Annotated in this window: 14 protein-coding genes; 7 read left to right on the top strand and 7 right to left on the bottom strand. The window is 62.3% G+C overall.

Annotated elements, in window-relative coordinates; genetic code table 11:
- Nucleotides 1–7 precede the first annotated feature (7 nt).
- The 4 genes from VNN77_19475 to VNN77_19460 are packed head-to-tail and all read left to right on the top strand — an operon-like array spanning nucleotide 8 to nucleotide 4714.
- Complete coding sequence (locus VNN77_19475; protein ID HXG53587.1) at nucleotides 8–2251, top strand: DNA translocase FtsK 4TM domain-containing protein; 2244 nt, start codon at nucleotides 8–10, stop codon at nucleotides 2249–2251.
- Complete coding sequence (locus VNN77_19470) at nucleotides 2229–2921, top strand: outer membrane lipoprotein carrier protein LolA (GenBank protein ID HXG53586.1); 693 nt, start codon at nucleotides 2229–2231, stop codon at nucleotides 2919–2921. Before VNN77_19475 ends, VNN77_19470 begins: the two co-directional genes overlap by 23 nt.
- Nucleotides 2908–4263 carry a 30S ribosomal protein S12 methylthiotransferase RimO gene (gene rimO, locus VNN77_19465; protein HXG53585.1) on the top strand — a complete coding sequence of 452 codons (1356 nt, stop codon included), beginning with the start codon at nucleotides 2908–2910 and terminating at the stop codon, nucleotides 4261–4263. The genes VNN77_19470 and rimO overlap by 14 nt, the downstream gene beginning before the upstream one ends.
- Nucleotides 4256–4714: a TraR/DksA C4-type zinc finger protein gene (locus tag VNN77_19460; GenBank protein ID HXG53584.1), complete on the top strand. Its 459-nt coding sequence runs from the start codon at nucleotides 4256–4258 to the stop codon at nucleotides 4712–4714. The genes rimO and VNN77_19460 overlap by 8 nt, the downstream gene beginning before the upstream one ends.
- An 82-nt stretch (nucleotides 4715–4796) precedes the next feature.
- Here the strand turns inward: VNN77_19460 and VNN77_19455 are convergent, their stop codons facing one another.
- Nucleotides 4797–5153, bottom strand: a complete 357-nt coding sequence (locus tag VNN77_19455; GenBank protein ID HXG53583.1) for a hypothetical protein — start codon at nucleotides 5151–5153, stop codon at nucleotides 4797–4799.
- A 58-nt stretch (nucleotides 5154–5211) separates the two neighbouring features.
- Entirely contained in the window at nucleotides 5212–5625 is a 414-nt protein-coding gene (locus VNN77_19450) for a hypothetical protein (protein ID HXG53582.1), read from the bottom strand.
- Between the two features lie 217 nt (nucleotides 5626–5842).
- Here VNN77_19450 and VNN77_19445 point away from each other — a divergent pair, with 217 nt between their 5' ends.
- Nucleotides 5843–6535, top strand: a complete 693-nt coding sequence (locus VNN77_19445) for a response regulator transcription factor (protein ID HXG53581.1) — start codon at nucleotides 5843–5845, stop codon at nucleotides 6533–6535.
- A gap of 35 nt (nucleotides 6536–6570) precedes the next feature.
- Entirely contained in the window at nucleotides 6571–7761 is a 1191-nt protein-coding gene (locus VNN77_19440) for a sensor histidine kinase (protein ID HXG53580.1), read from the top strand.
- A 71-nt stretch (nucleotides 7762–7832) separates the two neighbouring features.
- On the opposite strand, the gene VNN77_19435 is transcribed toward VNN77_19440, so the two are convergent.
- From VNN77_19435 to VNN77_19420, 4 genes are all read right to left on the bottom strand, one after another.
- On the bottom strand, nucleotides 7833–8171 hold the full coding sequence (locus VNN77_19435; protein HXG53579.1) for a hypothetical protein: 339 nt from the start codon (nucleotides 8169–8171) through the stop codon (nucleotides 7833–7835).
- Nucleotides 8172–8216: 45 nt separating this feature from the next.
- A complete protein-coding gene (locus VNN77_19430) occupies nucleotides 8217–8618 on the bottom strand; it encodes a hypothetical protein (protein ID HXG53578.1) in 402 nt (133 codons plus the stop codon).
- A gap of 155 nt (nucleotides 8619–8773) precedes the next feature.
- A complete protein-coding gene (gene pal / locus VNN77_19425) occupies nucleotides 8774–9337 on the bottom strand; it encodes a peptidoglycan-associated lipoprotein Pal (GenBank protein ID HXG53577.1) in 564 nt (187 codons plus the stop codon).
- 50 nt (nucleotides 9338–9387) lie between these two features.
- Nucleotides 9388–10551 carry a hypothetical protein gene (locus VNN77_19420; GenBank protein ID HXG53576.1) on the bottom strand — a complete coding sequence of 388 codons (1164 nt, stop codon included), beginning with the start codon at nucleotides 10549–10551 and terminating at the stop codon, nucleotides 9388–9390.
- 544 nt (nucleotides 10552–11095) lie between these two features.
- Between VNN77_19420 and hisF the strand changes: the two genes are divergently transcribed.
- Nucleotides 11096–11857 carry an imidazole glycerol phosphate synthase subunit HisF gene (hisF, locus tag VNN77_19415; GenBank protein ID HXG53575.1) on the top strand — a complete coding sequence of 254 codons (762 nt, stop codon included), beginning with the start codon at nucleotides 11096–11098 and terminating at the stop codon, nucleotides 11855–11857.
- 40 nt (nucleotides 11858–11897) lie between these two features.
- Here the strand turns inward: hisF and VNN77_19410 are convergent.
- On the bottom strand, nucleotides 11898–12316 hold a 419-nt coding region (locus VNN77_19410; GenBank protein HXG53574.1), incomplete at its 5' end, for a glycine cleavage T C-terminal barrel domain-containing protein.

Here is a 12316-nt window from a genome sequence, read left to right as displayed (position 1 = left end):
AGCGTCCATGGGGAAAGATCGGCTCAATCGCGAGATCTGGGCGGTCATGATCGGCGCGGGCGCGCTCCTGATCACGATCAGCCTGGTCACCTACCATCCCGGGGATCCGTCCCTCAATACCTCGGCGAGCGCCTTCGAAACGCGCAACCGTGTCGGCTTTATCGGCGCTTACCTGGCCGACCTGCTGCTGCAGGGCTTCGGTTTCGCCTCCTATCTTCTGCCCGTCTTCCTGTGCGTTCTCGCCGTCGAGGTCTTTCGCTCCGGAGTCCGGGGAATTCCCCCGGTCAAAGCGGCGGGGCTCGGCATGTTTCTGCTGAGCGTCGCGGTCCTGCTCGATATCTTCCGCGAATCCGAAATCGCCCGCGAGGCCGGCGGAATCGTCGGCGGATTTCTCGACCAGAGCGTCCTTGTGCCCCTCTTCGGCCGGACGAGCGCGACCCTGATCAGTCTCACCGCCCTGGTGCTCTCGCTGATGCTTTTCACGCAAAGCTCCATCCTGGAGATCGCTTCGAGCACGGCCAAAAGAGCGGTCATCCTCCGCAAGGCGGTGGTTTCCGTCGTCGGCCGGCGGATCCGTGAACTTCGCGAGCGGCGGGAAAGCCGCCGGGGCGGGAACGCGCGCCGCCAAAGGCGCGACTATACGCCTCCTCCGATTCTTCTCAGGCAGGAGGTCGAAGAGGAGCCGGCCAAGAAACCGGGCAAAAAGCCGGCGCCCCCCCCGGAGCAGTTCCAGCTCCCCGCGGTCGGTGAAGGCTACAAGCTCCCCCCGCCGGACCTTCTCGATCCTCCCGGAGGAGAGCAGCTCAAGATCGACACCGAGACGCTGCAGGCCAACTCCATTATCCTGCAGAGGAAGCTCGCCGATTTCGGCGTCGACGGCGAAGTCGTCGCGGTGCGGCCTGGCCCGGTGATCACGATGTACGAATTCAAGCCCGCGCCGGGCGTCAAGGTCAGGCGCATCGTGACGCTCGCGGATGACCTGGCGATGGCGCTCCGGGCGGTGAGCGTACGCATTCTTGCTCCGATCCCGGGAGAATCCGTGGTTGGCATCGAGATCCCGAATCCGAGGCGCGAGACGGTGTTCCTGCGGGAAATCATCGAAAGCGCCGCCTACCGGACGGCCGACTCCGGGCTCACCCTCGCCCTCGGCAAGGATATCGGCGGCGCCGCCTTCGTGACCGACCTCGCCAGGATGCCTCACCTGCTGGTCGCGGGTGCCACGGGTACGGGGAAGTCCGTTTCCATCAATGCAATGGTGCTGAGCATTCTCTTTCGCTGCACTCCCCAGGACGTCCAGTTCATCATGATCGACCCGAAAATGCTCGAGCTCACGGTCTACGAGGGAATCCCGCACCTCCTGGTTCCCGTCGTCACCGATCCCAAAAAGGCCGCGGCGGCGCTCTTCTGGGCAATGGACGAGATGGACCGGCGCTACCGGCTGATGCGGGAAAAGGGCGCGCGCAACATCGACAATTACAACAGAACGCTCGAAAAGGAAGGCGCCGCGAAAAAGCCTGTCGTCGAGCTGACCGATGCGCAGGCGGCCGAGGGCTCAAACGAGGCTGCCGCCAAGCCCGAGGGCGAGGCGCCTCTCGTCCACGAACGGCTGCCGCGGATCGTGATCGTCATCGACGAGCTGGCGGACCTGATGATGACCGTGGGGCGCGACATCGAGGAATACATTACCCGCCTGGCGCAGAAGGCGCGCGCCGCCGGCATCCATCTCATCCTCGCAACGCAGCGCCCCTCGGTCGACGTGATCACGGGGCTGATCAAGGCCAATTTCCCCGCTCGCATCTCGTTTCAGGTGACTTCCCGGGTCGATTCGCGCACGATTCTGGATTCGATGGGGGCGGAAAAGCTGTTGGGGAACGGGGACCTGCTCTTCTTGCCGCCGGGAACCGCACGGCTGATCCGGGTCCATGGAGCCTTTGTCTCCGATCAGGAGGTGCGCAAGGTCATGAAGTTCATCCGGGAACAGGGCCGACCGCGGTACCGCCCCGAGGTGCTCGAGATGAAGAAAGAAGCGGAAGTCGCGGCCGGTGCGGACGAGTACGACGAGATGTACGACCAGGCTGTGGCGATCGTCACGGAGACGCAGCAGGCCTCCATCTCGATGTTGCAGCGTCGGCTCAGGGTCGGTTACAACCGAGCGGCCCGCATGATAGAACAAATGGAGCGGGACGGCGTGGTCGGACCGGCGGACGGCGCCAAGCCGCGGGAGGTCTATGCCAGGAAAATCGAAGGATGAGGCTCGAAGCCGTCTTGCGGTCTGGCCGGCGGCGCTCCTTCTCGTCGCCAGAGCCGCGCTTGCGGGCGGCGCCGAGTCGGGGGCGGCGGCAGCGATCGCCGATACGCTGCAGAAAAGCTATGAAGCGACCCCCGATTTCGTGGCGGGCTTTCTCCAGGAAACCGAGGTCAAGACGCTCAACCGCAGCCTCAAGGCCCGAGGGCGGGTGTCCTTCAAACGACCCGGAAAGATGCTCTGGCTCTACCAGGAGCCGCAGGGTCAGTTCGTCCTCGCCGACGGGGACCATCTCTATTTCTATCAGCCTGAGCAGAACCAGGTGATCAAAACCCCCTTGAAAAGCGCCTTTCGATCCGACATCCCCCTTTCCTTCCTGCTGGGGATCGGGAACCTGAAAAGAGACTTCACCGTAACGCTCAAGGCAACCGAAGAGTCCCAGCACGTGCTGCGTCTGCAACCCAAGGGGGAAGCTCGGGGATTCAGCGAGATCCTCCTCGGGGTCAACCGCGCCGCAACCGAGATTCTCTGGGCCAGCATCCGTGATGCAGCCGGTAACTTAACGACCGTCCGGTTCTCGGATATACGAAAGGGGGTCGGGGTGAAGGACTCGCTTTTCCGCTTCCAGATCCCGGCCGGCGCCGACCTCGTCGAGCTTGGCCATGGGTCCCAGTAGGAGATCGATCAACATCGTAAGCCTGGGCTGCGCCCGCAACCTCGTTGATTCCGAGGTAATGGCGGGTTTGCTCCAGCGGGACGGCTACGCCGTGGTCGACGACCCCGCGGAGGCCGACATCGTCCTGGTCAACACCTGCGGGTTCATCGGTGAGGCCAAGGTCGAATCGATCGACACGATCATAGAGCTCGGCCGGCTCAAGAAAACGGGAAGGCTCCGGAAACTGATCGTCGCGGGGTGCCTCTCGCAGCGCTATCCGGAAGAGCTCGCGCGCGAGCTCCCCGAGGTCGATCTTTTCATCGGAACCGGAGAGGTTCCGCGCATCGGCGAAATCCTGCGGGCGCACGAATCGGGCCGCGCCCGCCGCCAGTGGATAGGCGTCCCCAGTTACCTCTACGACGACGCGACCCCCCGCCTGCGCAGCTCTCCGAGCCACACTGCTTTCGTCAAGGTCTCCGAGGGATGCGATCACAAGTGCGCTTTTTGCATCATACCGCAACTCCGCGGCCCGCATCGCAGCCGGAGCATCGACTCGGTGGTGAGGGAGACGGCCCGGCTGGTGGAGGGCGGGGTCCGGGAAATCAACCTGATCGCCCAGGATCTGACCGCGTACGGGCGGGACCGCCGGGACGGAACGACCCTTGCCGGCCTCCTGGAGGCGCTCGTAAGGATTCCAGGCGAGTTCTGGATCCGCCTTCTCTACGCTTATCCCAATTTCCTCGACGATCGCCTCCTCGCGCTCATGCGGAGCGAAGAAAAGATCTGCAGGTACCTCGACATCCCGCTGCAACACGCGAGCGCCCGGATTCTCCGGGCGATGCGCCGCGGAAAGAGCGGCAGCGCCGTACGGGAAACGGTGGCCCGGCTGAGAAACGCCGTGCCGGGGCTCACCCTGCGGACCTCCGTCATCGTGGGGTTTCCCGGGGAGACCGAGGAGGACTTCGAGGAGCTGCTGGCGTTCGTCGAGGAAACGGAGTTCGAGCGCCTGGGCGTCTTCAGGTACTCCGACGAGGAGGGCACGGCGGCAGCCCTCCTGCCCGACAAGATCGATGAGCAGGAAATCGAGCGGCGCTGGCAGGAGGTGATGGAGCTTCAAGCCGCCATCTCGAGAAAGAAGAACGAGGCCTTGATTGGCACTATCCAGCGGGTTATGATTGACGGCATTGATTCCGAGTCCGGCGAGATTACCGGACGCACGCAAGCCCATGCTCCGGAAGTGGACGGCGTAGTCCTCTTACGAGCCTTCGAGGCAAGCAAGCCGCCCAGGCCCGGGGAAATCGCGGACGTCAGAATAACGGGCGCCTCCGAGTACGATTTGATGGGTGAAACAATCCATGCCTAAGACCGATCCGGAAAAAGAAAAGAAAATGCGCCGGGATTTCCTGAAGGAGGCGGAGGAAACGCTCCTGGAGACCAAAAAACAGCTCCTCAAGGAAATCCAGAGCCGCGTCCGGGGTGAGAGCGAAGGCGTCAAGGACGAGGGGCGTGATACCTATGACCTGGCCAGCGACGAGCGGGACCGGGAAATCAACTTTATCCTCAACGACCGGGAACGGGAAAAGTTGCGTGCCATCGACGAGGCCCTCGAGCGGATCAAGGACAAGACCTACGGCATCTGCGAGAGCTGCGAGGGCGAGATCCAGCTCGGACGCCTGAAGGTCCTGCCGTTCACCCGCCTCTGCGTGAAGTGTCAGGAGGAGAACGAAAAGGAGACCAAGCGGCAGAAGACGCTCGAAGACGAGCGGGGCTACCGCCGGCTGATCATCACGGACTTCGAAGAGGAAGGTTCCTGAGCAGGCTTTCTGCCGTCGCGGAAAGAAAAAAGGGCTTGGAATCTCCAAGCCCTTTTTCTTTTCTTCCGTGCGCCGACGGGGGTCAATCGCCGCCTTTGGCCGGTATGAACTCGATGCTCGTCAGCAGGTTCTTCTCGCCTTTTTTCGTGTATTGGACCGTCGCCGAGGACCCGAGCCCGATGTCCGACATTTTCGCCGCGCTCGGCTTGAGCTCGGTCACCTTGGTCTTCTGGTTGAAGTCGATGGTCACCAGCTTGCCCTCCTTGGTGACCACGATCATGTAGTTCTTCTCGGTATCGAGCAGGCCGATGTCCCCGACGACCTTTTCGGCCTTCGCCTTGCCCTTTTCCGCCTTTTTCTCCTGCGCCGCGAGCGGCGCCGCCGCCAGAACGGCCAGCGATACCGCCAGCGCGCCCAAGCCTTTCCGATGCAGTCTCATGATCCCTCTCCTTGTGTCAATGCGTCGTTAAGGTCAGTCCGAATTGTGCGCCAGCGGATCAATCCCCGCCTTTCGCCGGCACGTACTCCAGGCTGGTAGCGACGTTCTTGTCGTTCTCCTTGGTATACATCACGGTCGCCGAGGAGCCGAGCCCGATGTCCGTGATCTTCGCCGGCGTGGGAGTGATCCGCGTCACCTTGGTCTTCTGATCGAAATCCAACGTGATGAGCTTGCCCTCCTTGGTCACCAGGATCATGTAGTTTTTTTCCAGGTCGAGCAGTCCCACGTCACCGCGTGCCTTCTCGACCTTTGCCTTGGCCGGCGCTTTTTCCGCCTTCGCTTCCGCTTTCGCGGCGGGCGCGGGCGCCGCCGGCGCGGCCGGCTTTGCCGTATCGTCCTGGACCGCGCAAGACGACAGCGCGAGCAGCAGACAGCTTGCGATCGGAGCCGTCGAGAGCAACACCTTCTTCATCTTTCCTCCTGCCAATGCTGTTATGAAATAGATGTGATAATTATCCCGGCGACCTCTTCATCTCAATACGCTTTACGTAGTATTTTTAGCCGGGAAATCGGCGCGATCTTCCCGATCCATGGGACTGGAGTCTTAGAGCAATTCGCGGTATGAATTCGGCGGTTTGATCCGCGGGCGATTTGAGGTATTTTGCCCTTGCTCATAAGGGGGGATGAAGATGGTACCGATCAAAGTCGTACTCGCCGACGACCACACGCTCTTCAGGGAAGGAATCCGCCGTCTGCTCGCCCTCGAGAAGGATATCCTCGTGGTCGGGGAAGCTTCGCGGGGAGACGAGGTGGCGAAGGTGGTGGAACGCACCAAGCCGGACGTCTTGCTGCTGGATCTCAAGATGCCCAAGGGCGACGTGGTGCAAACGTTGCTGGAGGTGAAGGACAAGCACCCCGCGACCAAGGTCTTGATCCTGACAGCTTTTTCGGAGGATGAAAACATCCTCAACGCTGCGAAAGGGGGCGCGCGCGGGTACGTTCTCAAGGGAATCGACTTCACCACGCTGCTCCAGGCGATCAAAACCGTGCACGGCGGCGGCCTCTGGGTCGACAAGGAAATGCCCGCGGCGGACGCCTTCGAGGAGATCGCGCAGGGGCAGCTCCACAGCGTCCAGGCCGCCGGCGAAAGCCCCGTCATTCAGAGCCTGACGCGCCGCGAGCTGGAGATCCTCAAGCTGGTCGCCGAAGGGCTGACGAACGAGGAAATCGGGAAGAGAATCTTCATCAGCGAAAAAACGGTCAAGACTCACCTCACCAACATCTTCGACAAGCTCAAGGTCAACAACCGCTTCAAGGCCGCTCTCATGATCATGGGACACGGAGCGCATCAGGAGCCCGCGATCGGGCGCACGCGGGGCTAGGGCCGTCTCGGCGCAACGCTTCGGCGAGGGAACTCATGACTCCCCAGGACCACTGGCTGCTGCAGAAGGAAAAAGGGCTGGCGTGGTTGAGGGTCGCCTTTGCCGTCGTGGCGATGGCGGTCGTGCAGATCAACCCGCTGAGGATCGCGCGCTTTCCGTTACTCTCCTACCTGTCCCTGAGCGGGTTTCTCCTCTACAGCGTCGCCATCCTCTATCTGGTGCGACGCGAGAACCCGGATTCGCGGAAGATCGGGTTCGTGACCACCTGCCTCGACCTGGTCTGGGTTTCTCTGATTGTTTTCTCGACGGGCGCCGCGCGCACGCCGTTTTTCGTCTACTATCAGTTCCCGGTCATCACGGCGAGCTCGCGTTACGGCATCAAAGGCGGGCTGAGCGCCGCATTCGCCGGCATCATCCTCTACGGCTACGTGCGCTTCGGGTTCGCCTGGGAAAGCCCCCTGGAGGTCGACATCTACATCGTTCGGACCACCTACCTCGTAGTGCTGGCCTACATGTTCGGATTCATCAGCGAGTTCGAGAACAAACAAAACCAGCGTCTCCTCGCCCTTTCGAAGACCGCCGCCGAGGTCGCAACCCTGGAGGAGCGCCGCCGGATCATGCGGGAGCTCCACGACGGCCTGCTTCAGACGCTCGCCACCCAGATTCTTCGGCTGGAGGGATGCCGTCGGCAGTATCTGACCGCCCCCGGGGAGCTGGACCAGGAGCTTCGCGCTCTCGAGGACGATACCAGAAACGCGATGAAGGAAATCCGTGAGTTCCTCGCTGGAAAGGAAATCCGGGCTTTTCCTCCCGGTATGATGCTGGAAAAATTGCGCGAGGACCTCAAGTTCATGAACAGCGCGCTCGGCCTGCGCGTCCTCCTGGAGACCGAGCCCGAGAACCTGAGCGTCCCGGAAGCCGTCGAGCAGGACCTCTACTTCGTGCTGCGCGAGGCGCTCATGAACGTCACTCGCCACTCCCAGGCTTCCCGGACGGAGATCATCCTGAAACAGGGCGGCGAGGCGCTGGAAGGAAGCTTGAGCGACGACGGGGTGGGCTTTGTGAGCAACGGCGGGACGCCTCCGGCCGGCCCGGGGCTAGGTCTCATTACGATGAAGGAGAGAATGGAGAAAAACGGGGGAAAACTCCTGGTCGAGTCTTCCCCCGGGAAGGGAACGAGGATCTCGTTTGTGCTGCCGCTTAGGGCTAAAGTTGAGGCAGCCTAGGGATTGCGAATCGGACGGTACGTTCTCCGTGTGTCGGGATCTCGGGTCCCCAGACGCACAAAGAAGCTCGCTCATTCCCCGCCTTTCTTGACGCGGTATTCGATACTGGTCAAGTAGTTCTTGTCGCCCTTCTTGGTGTACTGCACGGAGGCGGCGGAGCCGAGGCCGATGTCGCTGATCTTCGCCGGGCTCGGCTTGAGAGCCGTGACCTTGGTCTTCTGGTTGAAGTCGATCGTGACGAGCTTTCCTTCCTTGGTGACCACGATCATGTAATTCTTTTCCGTGTCCAGCAGCCCGATATCCCCGGAGACCTTCTCGGCCTTGGCCTTTTTTTCCTGTGCCGCCAACGGCGCGGCCACGGCCACGGCCGCCAGAATCGCCATCCCGCCGATCATTGAACGTGCTTTCATCGTTGCTCTCCTTCCTGAATCAAGATCCCGCGGCAAGCCGCCCGATCAATCCCCGCCCTTCTTGGCCTTGTACTCGACGGAGCTGGCGATGTTCTTGCCCCCGTTTTTCGTGTAAGTCACGGTTGCCGCGGAGCCGAGGCCGATGTCGCTGATCTTAGCCGGAGTCGGAGTCAGCTTGGTCACCTTGGTCTTCTGATCGAAATCCAAAGTGATCAGCTTCCCTTGCTTGGTGACCAGGATGAGGTAGTTCTTCTCGGTATCGAGCAAGCCGACGTCCCCGCTCGCCTTTTCCACTTTAGCTTTCGCCGGCGGCTTCGCCTCGGCCTTGACCGCCGGAGCCGGAGCTGCCGGGGCGGCTGGCGCCTTTGCCGTATCGTCTTGCACGCTGCAAGACGTCAGGGCAAACGACGCATACACAATTGCGGTCGCGGTCAACAGTTTCTTCATCTCATCCTCCCCTTGTGGGTGCCTTGACTAGGTCTAGAGTCGTATACTTTAGGGTGTAGCAGATTGTCAAGGGCCGAAAGCTCCGCCCCTTGCCCACCCGCCGGTCTTGCGGCGGACGAATTCAGCGGCAGCCGTCAGCCGCGTTCGCCGTGCCCTCACGAGGCCGGGCGCACGGTGCGCACGACGAAACGGTCCCGACGGTTTTGCCGGTAACACTCCTCGGTCTGCTGTCTGCACACGGGAAGCTCTTCGCCGTAGCTGATCGTCGAGATACGTTTCGCCTCGATGCCGAGAGACTGCAGATACTCCTTGGCGGCCTGGGCGCGTTTGGCTCCGAGCGCGAGATTGTATTCGCTCGTCCCGCGCTCGTCGCAATGACCCTCGATTTCGACGCGCGCGGAAGGGTTGGCCTTCAGCCAGGCGGCGTTGGCCTTGAGCGTTGTGCGCGCGTCGTCCCGGAGCTCGTACTTGTCGAAATCGAAATAAATCTCTTTCAACGGACCGGAGGCCGGAGTTTTCCCTTCCCGGTGAGCCTCCAGGCTCGAGGAGGTCGCCCGGCTCGCTTGCTGGCTCGGTTTGGCGCCGGGCATCTTGCCCGCAGCGGATCGCGAAGCCGGAGCTTGCGTGTCGGATCGAGCAGCGGTGGTCGACGAGCAACCGCCGAGAGCCATGGGCGTCAGGAGTCCCATTGCCACGAACAGCGCACTCCACGGGTTCATCATGGTTCCTCCTTTCGGCGATACGAAAATTCCCGGTCGAACGGCGGCCGTCAGCCGCCGGGTCCATCTCCGCTTCGAAACCGTCGGGCGAGAAGCGCGAACAAGTCACTGAAGATCCGGGTGTAGAGCTCTCTGGACTTCGGCTCGAACAGGATGCCGTAACCCGGGACCTCGAAATGCAGACTTTTCTCCGCCAGGCCGAGGATGCCCTCGGCTTTCGCCGGCCAGGCCCCGATCTCGACGGGATCGATCGGCTCAATCACCAGCGGGATCCTCTCCACCGCCGGGTCGAGGACCAAAGCGGCGTCGCGCACCGCCCGGTAGGCCTGCTTGACGAACCGCGCTTCTTCCCTGCTGATCCCCACAGTGGCCACCTGGACCTTTTTGTCCCGCCCGTACTGGTGCACGTCGATGTAGAGCGCCAGCGGACCTCTGGCTGCTTCGAAGACGGCGGCCTTGTAAGCTTCATAGACCCGCCGAGCGCGTTCCGAGTGCAGCTCGAACTCGCTCGTGAAGAAAGTTTTCTCGGTCGGTCGATTCACGTTGATTCGCCATCCTCCAGCCTCTGTCGGGGTAAACCCCTGGGCAATCACCGTGGCGAGACCGGTCCGGTGGCCGATCCGCCTGACCGTTTCCGCGGTAAACTCGTCGTAGGTTCCGTGAGGCGCTCCGATGACCACCCCGCGTTGCTCCTCGAGCGACCGAGTGATTTCGATCCTGCCGAGTTTCTCGAGCCGGACTTCCGTCCGATCGATGGCTCCGCCTCCATCCGCAATCAGACGAACCGCTTGCTGCGTCCACGAAGCCAGAATGCTTTGGTAGACCGCCTTGATCTCTCCTCCCGAGAGCAGCGAAGGCAGCCGGAGGCTCACGCCCTTTTCCGCGATCATGAGGACGCCGTGGTGCTTGATCCCCGAAACCTGCCAGGAGACCTGATCCAGGGGCTCTATGGCCATTTCAATCCTGGGCGCTGCGTTCTGCCGCAGAAACTCGTCACGAATTTCCACGTACATCGCTTTCAGCAGCCTGATCTCCTCGAAGCCGAGGCCACCCGTTGCGACTTCGACGCGATTGGTGTCGAACGACGACGGAGCGAACCGGATACCGACGTAGAACCGGATCGGCCCCCCGGCGGTGCGTCGCAGTAGCTCCTTGAACTCCCGGTAAACGCTTCCCCGCTTGAGGGGGTCGGTGACTTCTGCAGGAAGCGCCACGGAACGGATGAGAGGTTGAGAAACAGTGAGCCGCTTGGAACGAAACCCGTGCGCGACAACGAACCCGGCTCCTGTCTGGTCGCTGATCCACCGGGCATATTCAGCGGAATGCGGTTCCGCGTTCCCGCGCGGCGCACCGATAACGATTCCACGCTGGTCGGCGCGCGGCGCGCGGTATTCGAAATAGCCGATTCGGCCGACGAACTCATGCCGAGCCGTCCCCACAGACGTACAGCCGGCGAACAAGGCCAGGGTGCTTCCGAGAAGCGGTACGAGGCGTGACGCATAGCTGCCCGCAGAGCCTCTTACGCCGGGCGACTCCGATCTGGGGAGCCCGCAACGCCTCGATATCGACGTCGGCCGGGTTCCGGTTGACGCAGTTGGGGTCGTGGGGAAGGGGTCCGCAGCCATTTACATCGAAAGTCGTAGAGAAGACCTTTCCTATTAGCCCTATTGGTTCCGGCATGTCAAGCCTAAAGTAAGGCCGGCGTAATAAAAGGGGCGCTCGTTGAGATCTTTCCCGGCCTTCGGTAACGTAATAAAAATGCTGGCGAAGAGGGTCATCCCCTGCCTGGACGTCAAGGCCGGGAGGGTCGTCAAGGGAGTGAGGTTCGTGGGTCTGCGGGACGCCGGGGACCCGGTCGAGGCGGCCCGTTTCTATGATCGCGAAGGAGCTGACGAGCTTTGCTTTCTCGACATCACCGCCTCTCACGAGAACCGTGGGATCCTTCTCGAGGTCGTCGCAAGGACCGCAGAGCAGGTCTTCATGCCCTTGACCGTAGGCGGGGGCATCACGCAGCTTGCCGATATCGGCGATCTCCTCCGCGCCGGGGCCGATAAAGTCTCGATCAATACGGCGGCGGTGGCTCGCCCGGAGTTCGTGCGCGAGGCTGCGATGCGATTCGGCAGCCAGTGCATCGTCGTCGCCATCGATGCCAAGCTCGCGGGCGATCACTGGGAGGTTTTCACGCACGGCGGGCGCAGACCCACGGGAATCGATGCCTGCGAATGGGCAAAGCGCATGGAGGAGTGCGGCGCCGGCGAAATCCTGCTGACGAGCATGGACCGGGACGGAACCAGAGAAGGTTATGATCTCGAGCTGACGAGGGCCGTCTCCGAGCGGGTCGGCATCCCGGTGATCGCGTCTGGAGGCGCCGGCAACCTGGAGCACATTTACCAGGGGCTCACCTACGGCAAAGCGAGCGCAGCCCTGGCGGCCTCGATCTTTCATTACCGCGAATATTCGATCCGCGAGTGCAAGCGCTACCTGCAGGCCAGGGGTGTTCCCGTGCGGCCGCCGAGCTGACGATGCGATCCGGACGGGCGGGCGACCCCTGGCGGAGGCTTCAGCCGAACGAGGCACGCTTTCGGGGAGGGTCGAAAAACGGGGTTTTCACGACGAGGGCCCGGGCCCGCTTGGGGCTGTGGTCGACCGTGGTCTCGATCTCCAGCGGTGTGCCCGGCCCGGCGTATTCACGCTTTACCGTTGCCAGCGCGATGTATTTCTTGAGCGCCGGCGACCACGCGCCGGTCGTGGCGTATCCCACCTGAATTCCTTCGGAATAAACGGGAACGCTGCCGCGCCACGCCGCTGACGGTGTGTGCGGAGGCAACCCGGCCTGGCGGTAAAGGTGCTCGTAATGATGCCAGTCGATTTCCAGTCCGACGATTTGCCGCCACGGACCGCGCTCGTTTTCCGCCCGCAGGGCGTCGCGCCCGACGAACCAGCCCTTTTTCAGGTCCACCGTCCAGCCGAGACCGATCT

It is taken from the genome of Candidatus Zixiibacteriota bacterium, assembly GCA_035574315.1.
Classification (GTDB): domain Bacteria; phylum Desulfobacterota; class Binatia; order UBA9968; family UBA9968; genus DATLYW01.
Note: the sequence above shows the minus strand (reverse complement) of the source record. Positions and strands in the feature narration are given on the sequence as shown.

Coding starts and splice junctions, on each gene's coding strand:
- VNN77_19475 (HXG53587.1), top strand. CDS start 8: ATGGGGAAAGATCGGCTCAATCGCGAGATCTGGGCGGTCATGATCGGC.
- VNN77_19470 (HXG53586.1), top strand. CDS start 2,229: ATGCCAGGAAAATCGAAGGATGAGGCTCGAAGCCGTCTTGCGGTCTGG.
- rimO (HXG53585.1), top strand. CDS start 2,908: ATGGGTCCCAGTAGGAGATCGATCAACATCGTAAGCCTGGGCTGCGCC.
- VNN77_19460 (HXG53584.1), top strand. CDS start 4,256: ATGCCTAAGACCGATCCGGAAAAAGAAAAGAAAATGCGCCGGGATTTC.
- VNN77_19455 (HXG53583.1), bottom strand. CDS start 5,153: ATGAGACTGCATCGGAAAGGCTTGGGCGCGCTGGCGGTATCGCTGGCC.
- VNN77_19450 (HXG53582.1), bottom strand. CDS start 5,625: ATGAAGAAGGTGTTGCTCTCGACGGCTCCGATCGCAAGCTGTCTGCTG.
- VNN77_19445 (HXG53581.1), top strand. CDS start 5,843: ATGGTACCGATCAAAGTCGTACTCGCCGACGACCACACGCTCTTCAGG.
- VNN77_19440 (HXG53580.1), top strand. CDS start 6,571: ATGACTCCCCAGGACCACTGGCTGCTGCAGAAGGAAAAAGGGCTGGCG.
- VNN77_19435 (HXG53579.1), bottom strand. CDS start 8,171: ATGAAAGCACGTTCAATGATCGGCGGGATGGCGATTCTGGCGGCCGTG.
- VNN77_19430 (HXG53578.1), bottom strand. CDS start 8,618: ATGAAGAAACTGTTGACCGCGACCGCAATTGTGTATGCGTCGTTTGCC.
- pal (HXG53577.1), bottom strand. CDS start 9,337: ATGAACCCGTGGAGTGCGCTGTTCGTGGCAATGGGACTCCTGACGCCC.
- hisF (HXG53575.1), top strand. CDS start 11,096: ATGCTGGCGAAGAGGGTCATCCCCTGCCTGGACGTCAAGGCCGGGAGG.